Here is a 23,764-nt window from a genome sequence, read left to right on the forward strand (position 1 = left end):
GCTCTATGTCTAAAAAAATTGTCAACACAGATAAAGCTCCTGCACCTGTGGGGGCTTACAATCAATCCATAACTACAGGAAATCACGTATTTATTTCAGGTCAAATTGCTTTGGACCCTGCAACGGGAGAACTTATCCTTGATACTATAGAAGAGGAAACCAGACAGGTCATGAGCAATTTGGGTGCTATTCTTGAGGCGAATGACCTGGGATATGAAGATATCATTAGTTGTTCTGTTTTTGTCAAAGACATGGGCGCTTACGGACGAATCAATGAAGTTTATGCTTCTTATTTTGACGAAGCCACAGCTCCTACCAGGGCTTTAGTAGAGGTAGCCAGGCTTCCCAAGGACGTAAATATCGAGATTTCCGCTATTGCTTTTAAAAACAAATAATGGAGTCATCTTCTAAGCAAGTTCTTTCCCTTATCCAGCCTACCGGAGATATACATTTGGGAAATTACCTTGGTGCCGTCAAAAACTGGGTTGATATCCAGGAAAAATATTCAAGCGTATTAGGAGTAGCAAATTTACATGCTATGACCATGCCCTATAAGGCACCAAAATTGCGAGAAGCTACGTGGAAAATGGCGTATCAATTACTCGCAACGGGCATTAACCACGAAAACTTATTTATCCAGTCGCTCATTCCCGAACATATGGAATTGTGCTGGATACTATCTTCCGTCTGTTCATACGGGGATCTTACACGTATGACTCAATTTAAAGATAAAAGCGACCAGATAAAGGAAGTAAATGGTAAAGAGGAATTAATTTCTTCTGCTCTTTTTTTCTACCCGGTACTCCAGGCCGCTGATATCCTCATTTACAAAGCGGATTATGTACCCGTGGGCAAAGACCAGGAACAACACCTTGAGTTATCCAGAAGCATAGCTCAACGTTTCAATTATCAGTTCGGAGTGGAGTATTTCAAGATGCCCGAACCGCTGTTTACCAATACCCCCAAGATATTATCTACGGCCAATCCACACAAGAAAATGAGTAAAAGTTTGGGAGACAAACATTTTATCAATATTTTCGAAGATGAGAAAAGGATACGGAAGCAAATAAATTCTGCCGTAACTGATACCGGAGAAAACCCCGATGGGGAAATGAGCCCCGGGGTAAGTAATTTATTCCAAATCCTTAAATCCAGTGGAAATATTGAAGGGCATGATGCTTTACTTAATGATTTCAACAGTGGCAGTTTGAAATACAAAGACCTCAAACAAGAGGTAGGCAATTCACTAGTGTCCTTTTTAGAACCCATTAGGAATAAATATCTGGAAATTCAGGGTAATAAAAGAAAATACAGAGATATGGTAAAGCAATCTTCAATTGAAATTCGAAAACGCGCCCAAAAGACACTTAGTGAGGTCCGCGAAATAACTGGCATCTTAAACGTTAAGTATTAACCACCATGAAAATTTTTTGTGTCGGCAGGAATTATACTGCTCATGCCCAGGAATTAGATAATCCGGTACCGGACGAACCGTTGATTTTCACAAAGCCTTCTACTGCACTCCTTACACACAACCAAGATTTCAGATTCCCAGATTTTTCCGAAGAAATACATTATGAAGGAGAAGTAGTGATCCGGATCAGTAAAACCGGCAAGGATATTTCTCCAATGGAAGCTCAATATTATTTTGATCAAATAGCTTTTGGAATCGATTTTACTGCACGGGACATTCAGCGCAAACTTAAAGAAAAAGGCCATCCCTGGGAAATCGCAAAAGGATTTGATGGATCAGCAGCTATAAGCTCATTTTTATCGATCAATAATGTATTAGAAGACAATATATATTTCGAGACGCTCCGGAATGGTTTGGCCGTTCAAACAGGAAATACTCGTGATATGATTTTTTCTTATACAGATATTATTGTTTATTTGTCTAAGTATTTTACTTTAGAAGTAGGCGATATTATTTTTACCGGAACACCCGAAGGTGTAGGACCGGTTCGCCCCGGAGATTTGCTGGAAGGTGTGATCGATGGAAGAAAAGTATTGTCCTGTAAAATTATTTAAATTTATAATTTATGGCTTATTATTTTACTTCAGAATCCGTTTCTGAAGGACATCCTGATAAGGTTGCAGATCAAATTTCCGATGCGGTATTAGACGAATTTTTGCGGCAAGATCCGCAGTCAAGAGTGGCCTGTGAAACTTTGGTTACCACCGGTCTGGCTATGCTTGCCGGAGAAGTCCGTTCCAATGCATACGTTGACCTTCAAAAAGTAGTGCGCGAAACCATTCAAAAAATTGGTTATACTAAAGCAGACTATCGATTTGATTGTGATTCGTGCGGAGTGATCAGCGCTATCCACGAACAATCATCTGACATCGCCATGGGCGTTGATTCAAATGACGAAGGAAAAGACATAGGAGCTGGAGACCAGGGCATGATGTTTGGCTACGCTACGAATGAGACGGAAAATTATATGCCCCTTAGTATTTATCTTGCCCATAAATTATTAATCGAATTAGCCGATTTACGTAGAAGTGGTGACCTAATCCCTTACCTGCGTCCAGACTCAAAGTCACAGGTCACCATAGAATATTCCGACGACCATCTCCCCATAGGGATTAATGCGATAGTCTTATCGACACAGCACGACCCTTTTGATAGCGACGATAAAAAAATGCTGGCGAAAATTGGAGAAGATATTAAAGGGATATTAATTCCCCGGGTAAAAGAACAATGCTCCCCGGATATCCAAAAATTATTTGACAGTATAAAGAATTACCATATCAACCCAACCGGTAAATTTGTAATTGGTGGTCCCCACGGAGATGCAGGACTTACCGGAAGGAAAATAATTGTGGACACATACGGTGGAAAAGGAGCCCACGGAGGTGGCGCATTTTCAGGAAAAGATTCTACTAAAGTTGACCGTTCAGCAGCTTATGCTACAAGACATATTGCTCGCAATTTGGTCGCAGCAGGGGTTTCTGAAAAATGTCTCGTACAGGTAGCTTACGCGATAGGAGTATCCCAACCAGTGGGATTGTTCGTTGATACATATGGCACATCAAATCTGGGTTTGAGTGACAGTGAAATAGCCAAAAATGTTCTTGACCTTTTTGACTTGAGACCATCAGCTATTATCAATAACTATCAATTAAATAAACCTATTTTTACCGAAACTGCAGCATACGGACACATGGGAAGAACACCCGGTACCAAAAAAGTATCATTGGGCCCTAATGGGAATGAAAAAGAAGAGGAGGTAGAAACATTTACCTGGGAAAAAGAAGATCGAATTGATGATATTAGAACTCATTTCAAACTGTAGTTCTAATCCTAAACTATTAATTGGCAATATTGTATCTTCGCCGTTGTATAAATTATCAAGTGCCAGGGATAATATTGCTTTTTGAATTTATACATAGAGTCTTATTCGGGAACACTACTTAGTTATTCATTGTATTATAGTATCCTTTTACAGATAATATAGTTCCAATGAATGCTTTCGGTTAATACGGAGTGGAAATAATGACTAAAAAGGACTCAATACCAATTTTGATTATAAACGAGAATATTTGATGTTGGTAATGCTCGTGTTCTGAAATAATTACTTCTCGATACTGTAAGCATTCCATAGAGCAATTTATCTGATAACAGCATATTATTTATTGGATCAGATTTAATCACTTATATTTTTTTACATGGGGCAACTTATCAATTTCGAGAATAGGCATATTGGATTATCTGAATCAGATAAGCAAGCAATGCTCGATCAAATAGGGATCGAATCTTCAGAAAAATTGATTAGAAAAATAATTCCACAAGATATTCAGCTGGAAGATTTTGATTTCGATCTTAAAGCGCTCACAGAATTTGAATATCTGGGCCTAATCAGAGAAAAGGCTGATCAAAATAAAGTCTTCCGCTCTCTCATTGGACAAGGCTACTACGGTACTCACACCCCTTCTGTAATACGCAGAAATATTTTTGAAAACCCAGGGTGGTATACACAATACACCCCCTATCAGGCAGAAATATCCCAGGGTAGATTGGAAGCCCTGTTTAATTTCCAAACTGTTATTTCGGATTTGACCGGACTGCCCATCGCCAATGCATCACTCCTGGATGAAGGAACAGCGGCCGCTGAAGCTGTAACCATGATCACAGAATCAGTCAATAAAAAAAACAGGAAAAATCCACGCACAAAATGTTACGTGCACCAACAAATTTTTGAACAAACCAAAGACGTCATTCAATCAAGAACCGAGCCTCTGGAATTGGAAACTGTCTATTTTGATACTCTTGATGAAATTGATAAAACTACTGCCGCCTGTATAGTTATTCAATACCCCGATGCCACAGGGAATTTACATGCAGTAAAAGAAAATTACCGTGAATTTTCTGATGAGGGAATAGGGCTTATCGCCATTTGCGATATCCTGGCGCTTACCTTGATAAAATCACCCGGAGAACTGGGATTTGATGTGGCAGTCGGCTCAACACAGAGACTGGGCGTCCCTATGGGATACGGCGGGCCCCATGCAGGGTATTTTGCCTGCCTGGATAAATACAAGCGAATCCTTCCCGGTAGGATCATAGGTTTAAGCAAAGACATTCATGGCCACGAAGCTTACAGAATGGCCTTACAAACCCGTGAACAGCATATCAAACGCGAAAAAGCCACATCAAATATATGTACAGCACAAGCTTTGCTAGCCATCATGGCAGGGATGTATGCCGTATTTCACGGCCCTAAAAACCTCAAAAGGATAGCATTTAAAATACATCTTTTAGCATCGGGTCTGAATGATGCCTTAAAAAATGAAGGATACAAAGTAAAGAATACAACCTTCTTTGATACGATTTCGATAGAACTTGACGGAGCAAAATTAAAATCAATCAGGGAAAGGGCTAGAAACAAAGGATTTAATTTTTATTACGACGAAACTCAGATCAGGATTTCTCTGGACGAATTATCAACTGAAAAAGAAATTCATCAAATCCTCGAGATATTTAATGTTACAACAGATAAAAAACTGGAGTATTCAGGTCACCTGGAGAACGGTTTTTTGAGAGAAGATGATTACCTCTCTCATCCTATATTTCACTCTCACCGCTCGGAGACACAAATGATGCGGTATATAAAAAGTCTGGAGAATAAGGATATGTCTTTAGTTCATACCATGATCCCTCTCGGCTCCTGTACCATGAAACTCAATGCGGCATCAGAATTGATCCCTGTTGCCTGGAGTGAATTTGCAGATATTCATCCTTTTACACCCCCTGATCAGGTAATCGGATACAGCTCTATTATCAATGAACTGGCGGATTACCTATGTCAAATTACAGGATTTGAAAAATGTTCTTTCCAGCCCAATTCCGGAGCCCAGGGAGAATATGCAGGATTACTCGTAATACGGGCTTATCACAAAGATCATGGCAATACCGATCGGAATTTAATGCTCATTCCAGCTTCTGCCCATGGTACCAATCCCGCCTCTGCAGTAATGGCCGGGTACAAAGTAGTGATCGTTGATTCGGATTCAAATGGCAATATTAATTTGAACCACCTGAATACTATCCTGGAAGAAAAAGGCAACCAGGTAGCGGGGTTTATGGTAACGTATCCTTCTACCCATGGCGTTTTTGAATCGACCATAAAAGAAGCTTGTGAACAGGTTCACAAAAATGGAGGCCTTGTATACATGGATGGTGCGAATATGAACGCTCAAATAGGTTATACCTCTCCCGGAAAAATAGGTGCAGATGTATGCCATTTAAACTTACACAAGACTTTTGCCATTCCGCACGGGGGTGGAGGCCCGGGTATGGGTCCGATCTGCGTAAATGAAAAACTAGTCGAATACCTACCGGGGCATCACTATTTGAATAATGAAAATAAAAAAAGCATACCTTCCGTTGCTTCAGCCCCCTTCGGTTCAGCCAGTATATTATTAATTTCCTATGCTTACATTCGAATGCTTGGAGCCCGGGGGCTTAAAAATGTAACCAGGTACGCCATTTTAAATGCCAATTATATCAAATCTGTTTTGGCAAAATATTACGATATTGTTTATACAGGTGAAGGCGGTTTCGTCGCCCATGAGTTGATACTTGATTTAAGGTCTTTTAAAGAATTGGGAATTAGTGCAGAGGATATAGCCAAACGGCTTATCGACTATGGCTTTCATGCCCCTACCCTATCATTTCCGGTAGCAGGTACATTAATGATTGAACCGACTGAAAGCGAAGATAAAGAAGAATTGGACCGATTCTGTAATGCAATGATCCAGATACGAGAGGAAATTGATGAAATTGCCCGGGGTGAATTCCCTCAGGATAATAATGTACTGATCAATGCTCCCCACCCGTTATACATAGCTACTGCAGATGAATGGGGATACCCTTATTCCAGGGAAAAAGCCTTGTATCCGGTCGAATCATTGAAAAACGGTAATAAGTTCTTTATTAATGTAGCGAGAGTGGACAATGCTTTTGGAGACCGAAACCTGATTTGTACTTGTCCCCCGATCGAAGCCTATATGGAAGAATAACATTTATCTTGCCGAACTTTGAAAACCCGGCTCCGGGTTATGTCTTTCCGGATCGCCCCATATGGCAAATGGGGCAGCATATCCCAACGTATCAAATTGGATCAGGTCATCCCGGTCAAAAGGGAAATAGTCATTGAGCCAAAAATAAGCTTCTGTTATTTCAGCAAAATACTCTCGCTCATTGGTACTGGCCGAAGCAGATACACTACCTGAGACTTGCCCCGCCCACTGTAATAAGATACTTCATCATATAATCCCGTAGTGTCTATGTGGTGAAAAGCATATGTTATAATTGGACTTTTGGAGTTGAGTACCCGGTAGTGACAGCCATGGGCAATTTCATGCAATACCCAATACAGGTAATTATCCTCCGTCCATTTTATTAAATTAACGTGAGTTCGACAGAAAAAATAAGTGCTCCAAAGGAGCGAAATATACGTAACCCTTGGTGCCAACCCAGGGTAGAAAACTAATAAAAACATCTTTTCTGGCATTGATTTCCACAAAGTCCACATAGGGATGACTCTGCCAGATGCCTTGGGCATTGCCTTTTTCGCAAAAAAAAGAACAGAAACAATTATTCGTCGAAATCACATTAAATTACAAATCTTGGAAATTGCTATACATCCCACTTTCCGGGTATATCTTCATAGGGATACCCCAGGAGGAGCTCAGCTGGTATGGCGTTAGTCCGGAATTGGTATGCCAATTTAGAAAAATAAGTTAATAGGCATTTTCGAATTTAAATGATCAATACCTATTCCATCCCTTCCTATCAGTCCACTAACTGTTTATACCAATCGTTGCCACCTGAAGTATAAGAACATTCCCGTATCCGTTGGAGAGCAGAAATATATGAAAAGTAAAGCCCCATCTTTTTTGTCATATCCTGCAGGCCAATACTTTGCCAATGGCATCTTCCCGGGTCTATATCGGAAAATAATAAGAGGTATAAATTCGATAAATTAACCGTTCCCATACGAGCTCGTAATTTTTTGGTATTTCAACAATTACTCTCTATTTGAAATTACCGTTCTAATTCTTCCAAAGGCCCTAAATGAGTCCTTTGTGTATTCACCCTCTTCCTTGTCGAGGCTCGCTACTTTCAAGTGGTCTGAATACTAAATACTCATTAAAACCAGGCTAGAAGGGATCCCTACTTCATATTGAAATCGCGCACCAGGTCCAGTGCCCGTAGTGTACTATCTTTTCTCATGTAATCACCTCTTCTACTTTTGTAATTATTCAATATCCCAACTGATTTGTAATACAGCGAACTGTCTACATCTGATGGTCTATGGTTTTTGGGTATGGCATAAACGAAACGTCCCCGCTCACCCGTATAGGCCGGAATCTGGAAGAAGTCCCGCTCCACAAAATTTCCAGTTTGAGATTCCTTAAAATAAGACTCTACAAAGAAGTCAACGGCATATTTGGGATAGCCAAATAAATATCCGTATCCTCGTAACCGTATCAATTGGTCCTGATTCTCTACCGTACTAAGGACTACTGATGGGTCGGTTCCCGGGACAATACCCATGTAACCAAAAAACTCCTGGTACCTGGCAATTACTTTATCAAGAGAATGCTTTCGTATTACATTTAGCTGCATCATTCGCAATGAGTCATGACCATATCTAAAAGGGACCATTGCGAATTCCAATCCTTTTATATTCAACTTTCTCAGTACTTCAACTATTGTTTCCAGATCACTGATTGCCACTTTATTATTTGATAAATCCACAATATTTCCGGAAAGCAATAATGCTGTATCTGAGGTATAAAAAGGGTAAGAAAAATTGGCCAGGCTGCTCATAGGTTTGATATCCGATACAAGCGTGTACAAAGCCTCATTATCAAGGCCCAGGCCAATAATGGAATCTACCAATCGCAGGTGGGTTTCATTTTTTCCAAGTTTTTTGTTACCCGATAGTTCTTTAGAGGGAAAACACCCGGTCATGACCACCAGCAATAAAATTAGACCACAAGAATAGCTTTTCATATTCATTTTTCAAATTTCATTTTTAGTTTAAAGTATACTGCCTAGAGTAACGGCAAAAACATATCTGGCAGAAGAAGGATCCTTTAGACAAATTCCATTTTCGAATTCCACCCAATAATGGTTACCATCGGTCCCATTTATTGGAAAATCAATTCGTGGTGCCAGTTTCAATTGTAAATAATTGGCACTGCGATAGAAGAAATCCGGTCCATAAATAAGCCTGTTCAATACATCAGGATTGCCTACTTCCATATTAGCATTGAGATTATACTGGTAACCGATGAAAAAGAAGACTCGTAACTTATTCCATGAGATGGTGTGGAAACCTGATAATACCACATTACTAAATTCAAAAACACCATCTACAATATGATCCCTACTGGATTCAGTCAGAAAAGACAAAGAAATTCCTGAAGATAAGTGATCATTCACAGGCGTACCAAAATCCATGTTTATTTTGAGTCCAAGGGAATTGTGATACCAATTTTTAAAGCCATACGCATAATCTTCCGTGCCTGCCCGGTGAACATCAATACTGGCATCCAGGCCCACATTCTCCGTGTTATATGCTATCAACCCTCTTCCGGAAGTTCGGGAGTACAAACCATCAGTTTGGGGATTTGCAATGCCATCGGATACTTCTTCACGACAGAAATCCATACTCCCATCCACTTTCCATTTATGGCTTAGGGTCCAGTTTAATTGGATACCAAATATATTTACATTCCTTCTTCGATCCAGTGCACGAATTGGCCCCTTAATAGCAGAGCCATAGCCACGCCCTCGAATAAGATACGTATTATTCACAGTGGAATATCCTATTTCATTTTCTTCAAAAGCCGAAGAATACGACAATTCCAGGATAATTTTATTGAGTAAACCTTCAGAAAAATCCCACTGAAATGTAGGATTGATCCGGATATACCGATACCGGAAAAATGGTTTGGGTTCGGATAGCCGGGCGCCTGTAGAAGTAGCATAGTCCAAGGCAAGTCCCACAGTCCAATTTCGGAAAGCAGGCAATGTCATACTTACCTGGGTACGGATAGCATCGCGTTGCCAATTACCACTCAGTGTATCCCCCCAAAGAAATGGATTACCATTGTAAGGATCCGATATGCCTGAGAAAAGGATATTTCGTTCAAACCTTCCTCTATACCCAAAACGTCCTTCCAACTTCCATTCCCCCAGATAGGTCTGTCCATTGGTTAAAAACCCCAGGTTAAATAAATTCTCTGCTTCCATAGCCTTACGAAAAGATCCCGTTTCACCGCCAGAAAACACTTCTATCCGTCCACTTGAAGAAGAATCCTCAGAACTACTTTGGGAACGACAAACTGTTATTTTCGTGGCGATAACTATTGCTATCAAAAAGATATACCTACGCTCCATTTATTCGAATGATCCGGGAGTAGGTGAATCCAGTTTATTAAAGTCTTCTGAAGAATTGTTAGTATCTTCCAATACTTCCCTCCCTTGTATTGTCTTCGCCACTTTCCTCCTAAAGCTCTGTGAAGAATACGTATCGTCAGCATATACAAAACCCGCATCCAGAGCCACGGGGATTCTTTTGAAAGTACCACTGTTCCCATCCTTCAAAGCTTCGAATGCGTCCAATACAAAATCCGCAGGAATTTTAATTCTCGGATCAAGTACATCTTCATATCCCGGGTAAGGGATTCTTTCCAATTTATCAAAATCATTCGCTTTGAACAAAACAATGCCAGGTCCAAATACAGTGATCAACCAATCAAATCCACCTGTAAAATACAATCTTTCAAGATTCGGAACTTCTGGGGCATCCGCATCCCGATTATCCGCTCTTTCATTAAATGTTTCCCAATCTGCACCAGAAAGGTCAACCGGGCTTAACGGATTAAGTTCTTCTGCCGTATGATCGACCCCATCTTGAGCAATTATAATACTCTCACCCGGAGCCAGTGGATGATCTTCCCCGCTTCCCGGGATCCTCCAGACACTATTAACGTATACTGCATCCTGGTCATCCTGGAATTCTGTGGGTACATTATTGGAATTAATGAGCCCGGAAACGCCATATACATCTGCGATACACAAGCTATCCAGGTAAATAATGCCTGTAGAATTATTGTAAATTTCAATAAACTGATCGGAAAAGTAATTTCCGCCGGAAGCCGTCTTGGAACCAGTATAATAAATCTCTTTAATTACCAATCCTCCCACCGGACTGCCTGCCAACAGTAAAGTAACTACGACTTCATTTCCTGCTGCAACCTGCACGTTCATTTCCAAAGCACTAAGTTGAATAGCATCTCCAATTCCGGTTAATTCTTCCGCTTCAGATTCATTTAAAGAAACACCAGTGGAAAATGTATAATTACCCGGTGTCAGCTTTTCAAATTCCGCAATACCTGCTGCAGAAGTTGTACGGATGGATTCTTCTTGATTCAATGAATTCAATGCTTTCACTTCCACACTACCAGCATACTCTTCCCCATAATTTTCCGGGTATCTCACCTCCACAGTAACAGAACCGTCCCTGGGCCCATCATCCTTTTCGCAGGATGCGAACCACAACGAAGCCAGTAAAAAACATACGATACGAGTTTTGAAATTAAATGATTTCATAATTTATTTAATTTTATAAATGATTTCTGCTCCAAATGTGATGGAAGGGTTCCTCCGAACATACCGTTCGCGTGCTGCATTCCAATGTAAGGGTCGATGATTAAAAATATTATTAACATAAAATGAAAAGCGACTTCCTTGCCTCCACTCCTTGGTCACCTTCAAATTGATCAGATGTAATGGGGGATACTTTACCCAGGCGACCGCATTTACCACTCTCAAAAGATCCTTATTTTTGTCCAACCCCGCCTCTTCTACCGTCAAATCAATAATAGCCCCACCCCTATCCATATAAGCTACGGGGAACTCGCTCAATTCGCCGTTCCTGTGCCGATCTATCCATACTACCTGCCATAGGGCTGAAAAAACAAGTCCTGCTTGCTGCAAATGCGTAATACTCCGTACGCTCGAATTCAATCGTTGTGAAATAATATCGCCGGTCTTTTCATACAGAGGAATGCGGGCAGGATCACTGGTATTAGAAAAAATAAAGCCTGGTTCAGCAATTCGCCCTTTATTATTGCTATTACTAAAATACCATGCACCATTTATCGACAAATAAGTATTCAAAGCTTCCCATTCCGGGACATCTACTACATATTCAATTCCACTATTTTTCATTTCCAGTACGTTTCCCGGAACATCTACACCTGCAAAAAAGGTATCCACACTTACCGGCTCCGGGATCAAAGCCGGAGGCGCCCCTTTCCTGACAGAGTCAATACCATACTTATCGTATGCCAAAGGTATAGCCTGCCTGGTGTAGGTAATGGAATTCCTTGATATTTCATAAAATCCGGTTAATGTGATTCCCCATCCATCGAGATCTAACTGGATTCCAGCTTCCGCTTTATTTGATGAATATGGTTCTACTTGAGATTCGTTTAAATTTAGAACTCTCGTCGTTATTATCACCAGTCTTTCAGAGGGATCACGGGCATAATAATTAAAATTAACAAGGTCAAAATATCTCTTACCCGGATACAATTGCGATAGTGTAGGTGACTTTACTGCTCTTCCCCATCCTATTCTTATGGAAATATCCTCAGATACAGACCATACGGTATTTATCCGTGGTGAAAAAACACTCCCTACCGGATCATCCCACCATCGTCCGGTAGATACCAGGTCCCATCTCAATCCAAGGGAAAACAACAAATCCTTTTCAAACAAGGAGGTCAACATCCGGTCTTCCACATAAGCCGAAAGCTGGTTTAAACCAGGAATATTTTTCCACGATTCCGGCCGGTCCCCCATACTATAATTCTGTCTCGGGGGCGTGAAGGGATCAAACTGCCTGCCATTCCCCCAATTATTTTCATATCGAATTTCAGTACCTCCTCTCCATTTGTGATGAAATCCAAGAGGGCCAAAAATTGACCCTAACGCTTCTATGCGATTATAAAAATTCAGGGGTTTTCCCTCTACTGTCGTTTGATTCAAATATTCACTACTTCCATATTTTCCTATTAAAGTAGTATCCACCAATGCATCGGACAGCGGGAATATGTCCCGTGTAATCAAATCCTGGTAATAACTTTGTTGGGATGAATATGTCAATCCGGTATTTAATGAAAAAGACTTAAATGCACGGTTATTGAATTGAAATAAAAGATTAGAATTCCACTGAAATCGCCAGTTTCTGCTATGATATTTTCGTAGATAGGAAGATACTGTTTCCTGATCTTCCCGGTATTGATCATAGCCATACGATACCGACAGAAATTGTTTCAGTCGAAATATATTTTTCGATCGTTGCCAGGCAAGGCTACCATTGAACCTTTGAAAATGTTCATGGGAATTACGTAAATCCTGGTTGGTTTTCAGCGATTCTATACCCGCGTTTATTGTATTGTAATGATTCGGGGAAAAACTGCCATACACTCCCATTTGCCACAAAGAAGGATTTACTCTAAGTATGGCTTCCGGCCTGTGAGATCCAATACGAGTATTGACCAGGACTACACCGGATGTAAGATCTCCATACCGGGCTGACGGGATACCACGGATTACCTCTACCGACTCTATATTATCTGCCGACCATTCCCTTAGGTCAGCACCCTTACCTGAAACGGTTGAAAATACCGGATCTGTTCCAGGACTACTATTGAGTATCGATACATCCCGTTGCAAGTCGGCATTATTGGAGAAAGGGATGCCATTTCGTACCATTTGGGTACCGAGTGCATTATTCCTTTGGGCAGCGGGTAAAGCTAATCCCTGCCGCAATGTCAGTTGTTGGGGATTGAGAAAATCAGGGTTATCCGCCAGGTGTCCGGGAACCAATTGAAAAACATCTGCCAGGCTAACGGCCTGGATGTGTTCTATTGCTTTTCTCCCGATTCGGGTTGAAGAACCGGTTTCCAGTTCGGTTCCGGTTACGGTAATGTTATCCAGGAAAAATGCAGATTCGTAAAGGAGAAATACCAGTGTATCCGGGGCCCTTCCGGAAATGATTGTATCCAGCGTCTGGTAACCAAGGTATGAGATACGTATTTCATCACTTTTACCCATTATATGGTCCAGGCTAAAGCGTCCTCTTTCATCTGTGACAGCATACGACCCCAAAGAAGCTCCTTCTACAAGGGCATTAACTATTGGTGTTGAGTCTTTTCCATCAAGCACCTTTCCATATATCTTATCACTTTGCTGATTTTGGCAAAGAGCGGCCACTACAAATAAATAAAGCAGCCATGCAGTAAGACTTACCTTTATGATCCATTTATTACAACCATGGAGAAAATTGCTCCTGAATACTACCATATCATTGGGGATATTCCATTGATTAAACTAGAATGAAAATGCAACACAATTGCAATAATAGTAAATTATTTTAAATGCAACATAATTGCATGTAAAATTTAATAAGAATTCTTATCTCCAATCACACTTCATTCAATTGAAATAACCTTTCCTGTTCATCCATCATTTCTATCAAAGGATAGCCTAATTGTGATTTTATTACCATTATTTCTACAGGTTTCATATTTACGCAGAAAGTTTAAAGGGAAATTATATCTAATAACCGCAAGTGTAGGTTAAAAAAGCATTCTAATTATTCCTCAGAAAAAAGGTCTCAAACATAGAATGTTTTAAAATGCTTATCCGCTTTCACACTGTAAGCCAAATTGCAAAAGCCAAAAATTTTTATTCCCGATTTCAACCAACCTTACAAAGAATTACATATATTTGCCGTCCAATTATTACGTAGGTAATAAAACAAATGCCGAAGTGGCGGAACTGGTAGACGCGCTGGATTCAAAATCCAGTTCTGGCAACAGAGTGGGGGTTCGATTCCCCCCTTCGGTACCACTCCCACAAAAATCATCCAAAAAAAAGAAAGGAAAATCGCTGAAAAACAAGGATTTACGTCAAAAATGAGAAAATCCAATTTCTCTTTTTTTGTTGTTTTTTGTCCCCTTTTGTCTCTTATTTGTCTCCCTTTTATTATATTATACCTATTGATATAATGAAAATCAAACTGCAATGAGTGTAAAGCTGCGATGGAAAACCTACCCAAATGGCACAAAATCCGCTTATCTCGATATTTACGATAAAGGCCAGAGAAGGCGAAAATCTATTGATGTCAAGATAAAGAAGGGAGACAAAAACAAAAGGGAGAAAAAAAGGATGGCAGAAGCCATACGAACAAAACACCATGAAGACTTATTAAACAATAAATGGAATCTAGTCGATGACGATAAATTGAGCACTTCATTTCTAAAGTACTTTCAATATTTTCTGGATTCGTATCAGCGGGTTGGAAAACGTAAGTATGAAGCTACACACAAGCAATTTAAAGAATTTATCAAAGTCGATGGTGGAATCAATCACAATCTTACCTTTCAGGAGTTGACACCGCAGGTATGTGAACGGTTTAGAGATTATCTCTTTTTACAAGCAGGTTTAAGCGGAGAAACACCCTATGATTATTTTTCAAGGTTCAAGGCAGTAATCAATAAAGCGATCCGCGAAAAGTTTTTATTGGATAACCCGCTTGTAGACGTAAAAATAAAGAAACCCGGTAATGATCTAAAAAAGCAAATTCTTACCGCTGAAGAAATTCAAAAATTGGCTAATACCTATTGTGGTAATAGTGATGTTAAAAAGGCTTTTATATTTGCTTGTTTTACGGGTATTGGCGAAAAGGAAGCGAGAAATTTAAAGTGGAAAGACTTGGCCGATGGTATGTTGAACATCCGACGTGCAAAAAATGAGCAAAAAGTGACTTCCAAATTACCGGCAACTGCCATCAAGGTACTGGGAGAATACGGAAAACCGGATGAAAATGTATTTACCCTACCATCGAACACAGCTATTCGGAAAAATATCAAGAATTGGAAGGATAAAGCCGGAATCAAAAAACATATTACTTTTTATTGTGCCCGGCATTCCTTCGCGATTATGAATTTGAAAAACGGAGCCAATTTATTGACCATAAGCAAGCTTATGGGACACACGGATACTTCCCACACGGTAAAATACCTGAACTACATCGATGAGGAAAAAAATAAGGCAATGGATAGTATGCCGGATATCAACATTACCTAAAGACTAAAATGTAAGAAATCCTCAATGAGTACGAATAGAAAAGATAATCAAAGTATAAGCTATCAAGAAAAACTGGAACAGTGGGTACAATGGTTCAAGGTGCATAGCCCAATTTCGAATACAAACAAAAAGATCAATTCAGAACAATTTATTGATGATATAGCCAGAAAGCCAAAATCTGATCTTAAGCCAAAATCACCAGAAGAAATTTCATTCTTAAAAGAGAAGATTCAAGAAGTTAGCCAACATCCCTTTATGGTAAAAGAACTACTTTCAGAATTTGAACCCAGAAATGAAGAAGATTGGAAGTTCAAGAACGAGGAATTATTAAAATGTTCTGAAAAGCTCTTGAAATTTGACAACTATACGGATATAGATTACCCACTACAGCCTAAATTCATTAAATCATATGATGAATTTAAGAACGAAATCACTGAAAAATTGAATTACAATGAGGGAAAAACTGCTTTCCGTCAAGATCAATTACAGGCTATAAAGGATGACTTGAATGATATTGATCAGTACCAAAATGAACTCCTAAAGTCCAATAGAACTATAATCATTAGAAAAAAATACGAGAATCTTTTATTCAGTGAGTTGGTCGAAAAAATAAAAAATAAAATTAAAGCAGGTCGTCCTTTAACTGAAGGGGAAAGCATATTTCAAACTTATCCAACATTAAAGCCAGCTATAGAATTTTCAACTAAGTCCGATAAGATTGCATGGACTCAATCTGAACTCCAACCCAATATCAAACCTCAACCTAAGGTAAGTACAACGGAAGCTTCGATTCTTATCGTAGCAAATAGTTTTGCTCAAATTATTGTTGATCTCGAAAAAGGAAGCTTTATTTCCAATGAAGGGAAAGATAAAAACAAGAAGATAGCTAAGGGAGCTACAGAAACCTTTAAATGGAAAGGTAACCCAAAGAAAGAACTTCCGGAACTGTATGAAAAGATGATTCAAGGTGAATTGATCTCAAAAGAGACAGAATTTGATCAGTTTGAATCAATCTTTATGGGTATGGTTGAAACGAAAACTTTTAAACCATTAGAATGGACTGATGAACCAGTTTTACTTGCTTATTTTATTGATACTTTAGTAACTAAGGGGAAAATTACTAAGAAAAGGAGATGGGTAATTACCTCGTTTTGTTTCAAAGATATTAATAGCAGCACGATAAGGAACCATAGTAGGAACTACAAAAATAATAATAACCCCAATCATCAAGGGAAGCCCAAGGATTACTTGAAAATTGATTCACTTTTTAATAAAGAATTATAGATTTTTATAGACTGGACTATACGCGCTATAATTTTCCTTTTCTTTCTTTTCTATACTTGCATCAGAGCTCGTGAATAGAGCTTTGATATCAAAGCCATTTTTTAAAATTTAAACTAATAAAAAATGGATACTACAACCATTTTGGACAAGTTCAACGACCTTGAAAGGTTGATCATTGTCCATAGCAAAAAAAGGGCATTGACCCTTGAAGAAACATCAGTATATACCGGGCTTTCAAAGTCAACCCTGTATAAACTTACGTCAAGTAATCAAATCCCGTACAGTAAGTTGCGTGGAAAAACGCTCTATTTTGATAAGGAAAAGCTTGACAAATGGTTACTGCAAAATCCGCAGAAGACCCAAGATGAAATAGATCGGGAAGCAGCAGATTATGTTCACTTCAATAAGGGGTTATGAAAGGCTACAAGTATGTAGCTTCTTATTTGGCGTCTGCAATAGATCATGGTGAACACAACAGTGTAAGTACTGAATCTGAACAGATTGAATACATCATCAAGAAAAATAAAGGGGAGCATGAATATTTTGACAATAAAGTGCTTCCCATTATTGAAGAACCATCTTGTAATAGGGTGTTTTTAATTAAAAAAAGTTGTTCTCAGGATGCTAATTCAGAAGGCCTTATATGGGAACTTCATGGCTCAAACGGATTTATATCAGAAGTTTATTCTATCTCAGATAATATAGGATGGATGCATTTAAAAGAAGTGGGAGTAAAAAAGGATGTAGCGATCTTGTACTTTAGAATAGATGGGAAGTGTAGTAGGATTGAAGCTATAGAAATTCATATCATAAAAAATAGCTACAATGACTTGGGGTTGTTCCAAATGGTAGCAAATTATGATTTAAAAAATGAAATAATGGAAGATGCAAAATGATCCCTTCTACTGCTGAGTTACCCCCTTTTATATATTAAGCTGTATTTAGTTACAAATTCTGTAACCATTTTATTATGAAAATTAAAAAATAAACTATGTGGGATACAATCCATAGTCGATTGCCAAGACGACATTTACCTACCCCAAAAGAAATGGATATAATATTGGCAAATTTTGATAAAGCACAATTCAATATTGATTATGAAAATGGTGAAGTAAACTACTTTGTTAAAATAAAAAACTTAGTATTTAGGACAACTGAAAACTATATTCTTATTAAATGTAGGAGCATAAGTAAATTTTTATTTGGCAATAATTTAATGACCTTGAGTAGAGAGGATATAGTGGATTTTGTTAACCTTATCAGTGCAACTTTTCATATTCCATTTGAACTGGGTGTAATTACCAGAATGGATTTTGGAATGAATGTGGTTACTGATTATTCTCCAGAAATATATTGCAATTATTTTGGCTATAGTTCTCCTTATAGAGATCGTTTAGAACAAACTAATGGTCTTTACTACAGCATGATTAATAAACAAATTTGCATTTACGATAAGTTAAAGCGGATGAAAAATAGGAAGATTCCCAATCACTACAGGGATAAGAATGTATTAAGGTTTGAATTTCGATTTAAAGGCAGAGTAGCTGATCAGCTAAATATGAAACAAGTCTTGATCAGGGATTTATACGATAAAGATTTTTTGTGCCGAATAATCAACATTATTAAGGATGAATATTTCAATATCTGTAAATATAATAAGGAATCTAATGAGATTTATGCTACGGGAAGTATACCAGATTTTATCAACCAGTTTGCAAAAATAGCAATTAAAGATTATGGGAAACACAGGGTTTTCAAAGATATTAAAGAATGGCACAAGTTGGAAAAGATTACTAAAGGCCAATCATCACGTCTTAAAAAAAGAACCAATGAAATTTTATCAATGGAATTTGAGGGTAACAAAAATGATCTTATCCAAGAACTGGATAGGAAAGTAAATTGGATGGCAAATCAAATGCATTATCTTGTCTAAGGATTAAGGTTGCTCTTTTTCCCTACCTAATAATTCACGGACATCAATATCAAGTACATTGGCTATATCACAGAGTTTCATGAGACTAACATTGTGTTTGGCATTTTCGATATAACTCATGTAAGTACGATCTATATCAGAGAGATGTGCCAAGGTCTCCTGGGAAATGTTCTTTTCCTTACGGTATTTACGGATGTTGTCTCCTACTTTTCTTAATAATTCTGGATAGTCGTTTTTCATTCGTCGCAATTGCGACAGAAAGTAAGTTGGAAAACCTAAATTAATATTCGCATATATTCGACATTTTAATATTTTTGTTGTATATATGCGAATGTTAATAAGAATGAAGCTATGAAGTATGATTTATCAAACTTTTTATGAAAATACGATGGTGAATAAAAGATAGCGGCTAAGAGTAGCTATAGAATTGGATTAATGGCTTTGATGATCCTTATGAATTAAGTCCATCAAAGAAACTTCCAGGTCATCGCAAATGATACAAAGGATTTTAATAGAGGGATTTACGTCTTGGCCGGATTCTAATTGTTGTAAATAACTTCGATTAATGCCAGTGATTCTAGAGAATTCACGTTGTGATATTCCCTTTTCGGTTCGAAGTATTTTAACATTCAATCCGATTCTTTTTACAATGGCCTCAAAGTCATTCATCAATTACAGCTTTGAATGGCCTGTAATAATATGCCAAAAAATTCCTTGTTTGGCCTGATATATAATGCCGTTTTTGTATCTTTAGCCAATGTTATTGAGCCAGACATCTATTTGCCTTAGGAATTACAACCAAAAAAGAAACCAAAATTTCTATCTAGATATGCGAATTTACTTTTTACTTCTTCTTCCCTTAATTTTATTAATAGGGTGCAGCCCCTATGGAAATCTAAGAGCAAACCTGGGAATGGGGTACGATACCATCGATTATGGATCAAGAGTGTCCAGAGACAGAACCAGGGCGCAAGTTTCACTACAGTATTTATCCCGTATCTATTACGCGAAGAAAATCCTTAAGGAAGCTAAATCTTTCCACTATACTTCCGAAGAAAAAAGGGGCAGGCTTGAAGCACTTCCCAAGTCTGGTTATTTGGCTATAAACGTTAGAGGAGGAACTATTGATGATGCCAATCCTCGCAATTGGTATATTATGGTCAAAGATGGTAGTGGAAATTTAATTCAAAGACTGGAAGGCAAAGATGAAACACCCTCTTTTTCAATAACTGAATATGGAACTGCATGGTCGGAATTTCAATTAATCCCAATTGATTTTGAAGTACCTAACCCCTTTAAGGTTACGGTAATATCAAAGCTGGATAAACGATACAATGAATTTACTGTATGGCCTGACTACGAGGAAGCAGACCAAGCAGCCTTAGATCATCAACAAAGAATGTGGCCGTACTCAGTAGCTACCAGGGTACAAAGCCAAATGAGTTTCAGTATCTGCAAATAACAAAATCAAATAATAATTATATGAAATATCTATCTATCGCCTTAGTAATTATATCATTTATCATAGTGGTATTAGGAATATTTACTTCTAAGAGTGCCCCACAACAGTCCGTAATTGTTGGCCTGGGCTGTTTCCTTGGCATTATGGCTCGAATTGCACAAGCTTCATCACATCATGCAGAAGAAGGTGAAATCCGATAAAGAATAAACCGTGGAACCTATGAGAACAGAACTAAAGAACTATTCATTCCTGTTGCCCCTTGCGTTATTTATACTTAGTTGCGGGCCTTCACAGAGTGAATTGGATCAATTGAAGAAAGAAAATCAAGTATTGCAGACAAAAATTGAGGAGGTCAAAACAGAACTTGAGGACTGCAAATTCGGTGCGGAAAAGTTATTCGAACAAATAAGGGTTGCTTACGAAAAAGAGGACTTTATGAGATCGAAGCGTCTATTCAAAAAAATTGAAAACAGGCATCCCGAAACCAAATATTTCACTCAAGCAAAAGCCATCTACGAAGAGATTGATAAGATCGAAAAGAGAAGAGCTGAAGAACAGCGTATAAAAGAAGAGAGGGCCGAACAACGAAGATTAAGAGCATTAAATAAGCTCAGGAAAAAGCACGACGATGTGGCCGGGACAAATTGGTATAAAAACTCTTATTTTACGCACTATAATAATAGAAATTTAACCTCACTATATATGGGACATAAAAATAATTTTGAGTGGTTGAGGTTGAAAATGTCGTACGCCGGTGATGACTGGATATTTTTTGATGAAGCCTATCTATCATACGATGGTAATACAATCGAAGTAGAATTTGATAAATACGATCACAAGGAAACGGATAATTCCGGGGGTGATGTATGGGAATGGATTGATGTCCCTGTCTCTGATAAAATTGTAGATTTCCTCAGAAGGTTTTGTCAATCAAAAAATGCCAAAATGCGCTTATCCGGGAAATATACCAAAACCCGGACGCTTACCTGGAATGAGAGACAAGGGATAAAGGATGTATTGAACGGGTTTGATGCTTTAAATGAGGAATGAATGATTCCACCATTGCTTCGATGGTATTTACCACTTGATCCTGGCCATTGGGAAATACTATTTCTACTTTTAAGAGGTACAATGAAAAGGCTTCAAGGCTCAAAGTATTAGATATAAAGTTATTTAAAGGCATTATATCCTTTCTTGTGAAAGATATAATCAGTTGATAATAAACTAATAAGTCCTGATAATATTATAGTCTTAGTAAAACTATAGTTGATACAACTAATCTTACATGAAAAGTAACCTATTCTAATAAAGTTAGATTTCTTGGAAACGATATTTTTAATTGGGAATAGAAACTTATTTCGTTGGTCCAAGCATTTGATTGTCACAATTGCCTAACTGGTCATTTCCCCAAATTTTTAGTTGGCAAAAGATTATTATCTTAGTGTGGATTTGAAATGGCCTTCATATATTTTGCCTTTATAAGTTGAATATTCGTAAAGAGAGAAAATAGTTACCTGTCATAAACCAAAAATAAAATGATTCTAGATTTTAAAGAAATAGCACTTGCAAACACTGGATCAGGAGACCAAGATATGTTTGAATTATTTGCTAGAGATTTCCTCTCTAAACTTGGGTTTGAAATAAAAGAAAATCCTGCTAGAGGATCTGATGGTGGAACAGGTAAAGACCTCCTTGTAGTTGAATATAAACAAGGATATACTGGAGTCGAAAAAATTCAGTGGTTGGTAAGTTGTAAACACAATGCACATTCAGGTAGCTCTGTTGGTGTTTCAGATGAAATTGCAATTACAGACAGAGTGATTGCAACTGGATCTCAGGGTTTCATGGGCTTCTATTCTACTTTACCATCAAGCGGTCTCTCAACAAAATTTGAAGGTATAAAGGCCAATTCAGAAATTAAGATATTCTATTTTGATCGTGCCAAAATTGAAGAAGAACTTACAGAAAAAGACTATTTAATCAAGCTTGCAATGAGATACCTTCCAGTTTCAACAACGGCATGGCAAAAGCTAGTTTCAACACAAATAAAATATAGTCATGAAGGTCTCGATGCAATTGTAAGAGGTACTTGGACCTTTGATTTTGTAAAGGGTGGTCCAGGAGAAGTTTGGATTTGCGACTTCCATTGGGAAATAATCTCAATTGAAACTGATGAAAAATATATAGCTCCTCATAATGGAACTAAACTTACTCTAATAAATGGGATAGGCTTTAGTGAAATAGATAAGGCCTATTTGGAAACACTGGAATATCATACAAACAAAGTTAAGGGGCAAAAAGGCGATAACTGTGAAATATTTACAGGAACAATACTTGGATTTAAGAGAAAAGATGGAGTTTATGTAAAAATGATTATACAAGAAGTAGGGTATTCTCTAAAATTCAAATATCAAACATATGAATAAATATATGAACGGTAACAAAAGCTATGACGATCAGTCTTTTCATACGGTCAGGCCGCCGCATAGCTTGACCGTTGGCATTAAATTAAAGAACAGAATATGAAAAGAATTCTGATTTTCCTGGCTTTATCCATTACTTGTACAATATACACCAATGGACAAAATTTTGTATTTGTAGGTGAACATAGTTTTCAGAGTACAGAACCATTCACCTTACAATCAAATTCAGACAGCGACCGTATTAATGACTTAAATATTGTATTCGCAAAAGACGGAACGAAAGGGCTCTTGGTAATTAGTTCAAAGTTAGTGTCAACTGTACGAATAAGTGGAAAATTGATTATTTACCTGAATGATGGAACGGTTATAACTTGTATTGACAAAGGGATAAATGACAATGTGGATGGCATTGCTACATCAGCATATTATTTAACTAATGAAGAATTAGCGAAAATGAAAAAAAGCAATATCCATACTATTAGATATGAAATCAAATGTGCTGAATGCCTTTCAAACGTATTATACGAAGGCAACTACTCTGCATCAAATAAAGGGGAATCCGAAATCGACTATACCACCGTAATGAATAAATTTTTTAATGAATAAAAAAATTAAATAAGCTTCACCCTGTAGAGTAATTGAAATGCTTTAAAGTATGGTACGAATCACCATCGAACTTGAAAATGAGAGGAAAACACAAATGCTTCTAAAGTTTTTGGAAGAACTGAATATACCCTATTCCAGTGAGAAAAATCCCAGTCCTTCCGGGGATCGATGGTTTTCTGATCCAGAAAACATCAATATCCTCGACAAAGGTATTGCGGATGAAAAAGCCGGACGGGTTAGTCGTATAAAAGATGTAAATAATTTACGGGGAAGTATTTTATAGATCATACGGACGAGGCAAAAAGCACCTTTCCTTTCACTATAGATCCGGGAATAAATCAATGATCAGTGATTGGTACATTTTCTTAGTATTA

22 protein-coding genes and 1 tRNA gene are annotated in these 23,764 nt (G+C 38.0%); 16 read left to right on the plus strand and 7 right to left on the minus strand.

Annotation, left to right across the window (positions count from 1 at the left end):
- Nucleotides 1-5: 5 nt before the first annotated feature.
- The 5 genes from LVD47_RS19690 (at nucleotide 6) to gcvP (ending at nucleotide 6,522) form a co-directional block, all read left to right on the plus strand.
- Nucleotides 6-395 carry a Rid family detoxifying hydrolase gene (locus tag LVD47_RS19690; RefSeq protein WP_236979903.1) on the plus strand — a complete coding sequence of 130 codons (390 nt, stop codon included), beginning with the start codon at nucleotides 6-8 and terminating at the stop codon, nucleotides 393-395.
- Nucleotides 395-1,414 (plus strand): tryptophan--tRNA ligase, encoded by a 1,020-nt coding sequence (gene trpS / locus LVD47_RS19695; RefSeq protein WP_236979905.1) that lies wholly within the window; start codon nucleotides 395-397, stop codon nucleotides 1,412-1,414. The genes LVD47_RS19690 and trpS overlap by 1 nt, the downstream gene beginning before the upstream one ends.
- A 5-nt stretch (nucleotides 1,415-1,419) precedes the next feature.
- Entirely contained in the window at nucleotides 1,420-2,028 is a 609-nt protein-coding gene (locus LVD47_RS19700) for a fumarylacetoacetate hydrolase family protein (RefSeq protein ID WP_236979907.1), read from the plus strand.
- 11 nt (nucleotides 2,029-2,039) lie between these two features.
- The gene (metK, locus tag LVD47_RS19705; RefSeq protein WP_236979910.1) at nucleotides 2,040-3,296 is read left to right on the plus strand and encodes a methionine adenosyltransferase; all 1,257 of its coding nucleotides are present in this window, start codon (nucleotides 2,040-2,042) and stop codon (nucleotides 3,294-3,296) included.
- 373 nt (nucleotides 3,297-3,669) lie between these two features.
- On the plus strand, nucleotides 3,670-6,522 hold the full coding sequence (gcvP, locus tag LVD47_RS19710) for an aminomethyl-transferring glycine dehydrogenase (protein ID WP_236979912.1): 2,853 nt from the start codon (nucleotides 3,670-3,672) through the stop codon (nucleotides 6,520-6,522).
- A gap of 775 nt (nucleotides 6,523-7,297) precedes the next feature.
- Here the strand turns inward: gcvP and LVD47_RS19715 are convergent.
- From LVD47_RS19715 to LVD47_RS19735, 5 genes are all read right to left on the minus strand, one after another.
- Nucleotides 7,298-7,501: a hypothetical protein gene (locus LVD47_RS19715; protein ID WP_236979914.1), complete on the minus strand. Its 204-nt coding sequence runs from the start codon at nucleotides 7,499-7,501 to the stop codon at nucleotides 7,298-7,300.
- A 177-nt stretch (nucleotides 7,502-7,678) separates the two neighbouring features.
- Complete coding sequence (locus tag LVD47_RS19720) at nucleotides 7,679-8,530, minus strand: hypothetical protein (protein ID WP_236979916.1); 852 nt, start codon at nucleotides 8,528-8,530, stop codon at nucleotides 7,679-7,681.
- Nucleotides 8,531-8,551: 21 nt separating this feature from the next.
- The gene (locus LVD47_RS19725; RefSeq protein ID WP_236979918.1) at nucleotides 8,552-9,916 is read right to left on the minus strand and encodes a DUF6850 family outer membrane beta-barrel protein; all 1,365 of its coding nucleotides are present in this window, start codon (nucleotides 9,914-9,916) and stop codon (nucleotides 8,552-8,554) included.
- On the minus strand, nucleotides 9,917-11,131 hold the full coding sequence (locus LVD47_RS19730) for a DUF4876 domain-containing protein (protein ID WP_236979920.1): 1,215 nt from the start codon (nucleotides 11,129-11,131) through the stop codon (nucleotides 9,917-9,919). It abuts the gene before it with no gap.
- A gap of 3 nt (nucleotides 11,132-11,134) precedes the next feature.
- Nucleotides 11,135-13,894: a TonB-dependent receptor gene (locus tag LVD47_RS19735; RefSeq protein WP_236979922.1), complete on the minus strand. Its 2,760-nt coding sequence runs from the start codon at nucleotides 13,892-13,894 to the stop codon at nucleotides 11,135-11,137.
- 462 nt (nucleotides 13,895-14,356) lie between these two features.
- Here LVD47_RS19735 and LVD47_RS19740 point away from each other — a divergent pair.
- The 6 genes from LVD47_RS19740 (at nucleotide 14,357) to LVD47_RS19765 (ending at nucleotide 18,899) form a co-directional block, all read left to right on the plus strand.
- Nucleotides 14,357-14,443 (plus strand) — tRNA-Leu (locus LVD47_RS19740).
- A 174-nt stretch (nucleotides 14,444-14,617) separates the two neighbouring features.
- Entirely contained in the window at nucleotides 14,618-15,682 is a 1,065-nt protein-coding gene (locus LVD47_RS19745) for a tyrosine-type recombinase/integrase (protein ID WP_236979924.1), read from the plus strand.
- Between the two features lie 24 nt (nucleotides 15,683-15,706).
- Nucleotides 15,707-16,966, plus strand: coding sequence for a hypothetical protein (locus tag LVD47_RS19750; protein ID WP_236979926.1), 1,260 nt, complete (start codon nucleotides 15,707-15,709; stop codon nucleotides 16,964-16,966).
- A 123-nt stretch (nucleotides 16,967-17,089) separates the two neighbouring features.
- Complete coding sequence (locus LVD47_RS19755; protein ID WP_236979928.1) at nucleotides 17,090-17,383, plus strand: helix-turn-helix domain-containing protein; 294 nt, start codon at nucleotides 17,090-17,092, stop codon at nucleotides 17,381-17,383.
- Nucleotides 17,380-17,862, plus strand: a complete 483-nt coding sequence (locus LVD47_RS19760; protein ID WP_236979931.1) for a hypothetical protein — start codon at nucleotides 17,380-17,382, stop codon at nucleotides 17,860-17,862. The genes LVD47_RS19755 and LVD47_RS19760 overlap by 4 nt, the downstream gene beginning before the upstream one ends.
- A 152-nt stretch (nucleotides 17,863-18,014) precedes the next feature.
- Nucleotides 18,015-18,899, plus strand: a complete 885-nt coding sequence (locus LVD47_RS19765) for a phage/plasmid replication protein (protein WP_236979933.1) — start codon at nucleotides 18,015-18,017, stop codon at nucleotides 18,897-18,899.
- Nucleotides 18,900-18,902: 3 nt separating this feature from the next.
- On the opposite strand, the gene LVD47_RS19770 is transcribed toward LVD47_RS19765, so the two are convergent.
- Nucleotides 18,903-19,139 carry a helix-turn-helix domain-containing protein gene (locus LVD47_RS19770; protein WP_236979935.1) on the minus strand — a complete coding sequence of 79 codons (237 nt, stop codon included), beginning with the start codon at nucleotides 19,137-19,139 and terminating at the stop codon, nucleotides 18,903-18,905.
- 192 nt (nucleotides 19,140-19,331) lie between these two features.
- Nucleotides 19,332-19,568 carry a helix-turn-helix domain-containing protein gene (locus tag LVD47_RS19775; protein ID WP_236979937.1) on the minus strand — a complete coding sequence of 79 codons (237 nt, stop codon included), beginning with the start codon at nucleotides 19,566-19,568 and terminating at the stop codon, nucleotides 19,332-19,334.
- A 160-nt stretch (nucleotides 19,569-19,728) separates the two neighbouring features.
- Between LVD47_RS19775 and LVD47_RS19780 the strand changes: the two genes are divergently transcribed.
- From LVD47_RS19780 to LVD47_RS19800, 5 genes are all read left to right on the plus strand, one after another.
- Complete coding sequence (locus LVD47_RS19780; RefSeq protein ID WP_236979939.1) at nucleotides 19,729-20,361, plus strand: hypothetical protein; 633 nt, start codon at nucleotides 19,729-19,731, stop codon at nucleotides 20,359-20,361.
- Between the two features lie 219 nt (nucleotides 20,362-20,580).
- Nucleotides 20,581-21,411 carry a hypothetical protein gene (locus tag LVD47_RS19785; protein ID WP_236979941.1) on the plus strand — a complete coding sequence of 277 codons (831 nt, stop codon included), beginning with the start codon at nucleotides 20,581-20,583 and terminating at the stop codon, nucleotides 21,409-21,411.
- A 485-nt stretch (nucleotides 21,412-21,896) separates the two neighbouring features.
- Complete coding sequence (locus LVD47_RS19790; RefSeq protein ID WP_236979943.1) at nucleotides 21,897-22,787, plus strand: PDDEXK family nuclease; 891 nt, start codon at nucleotides 21,897-21,899, stop codon at nucleotides 22,785-22,787.
- A gap of 96 nt (nucleotides 22,788-22,883) precedes the next feature.
- Nucleotides 22,884-23,390 (plus strand): hypothetical protein, encoded by a 507-nt coding sequence (locus LVD47_RS19795; RefSeq protein WP_236979945.1) that lies wholly within the window; start codon nucleotides 22,884-22,886, stop codon nucleotides 23,388-23,390.
- Between the two features lie 49 nt (nucleotides 23,391-23,439).
- Entirely contained in the window at nucleotides 23,440-23,673 is a 234-nt protein-coding gene (locus LVD47_RS19800) for a hypothetical protein (protein WP_236979947.1), read from the plus strand.
- Nucleotides 23,674-23,764 lie beyond the last annotated feature (91 nt).

The organism is Membranihabitans maritimus (assembly GCF_021729145.1).
In the GTDB taxonomy this organism is placed as follows: Bacteria; Bacteroidota; Bacteroidia; order Chitinophagales; family Saprospiraceae; genus Membranihabitans; species Membranihabitans maritimus.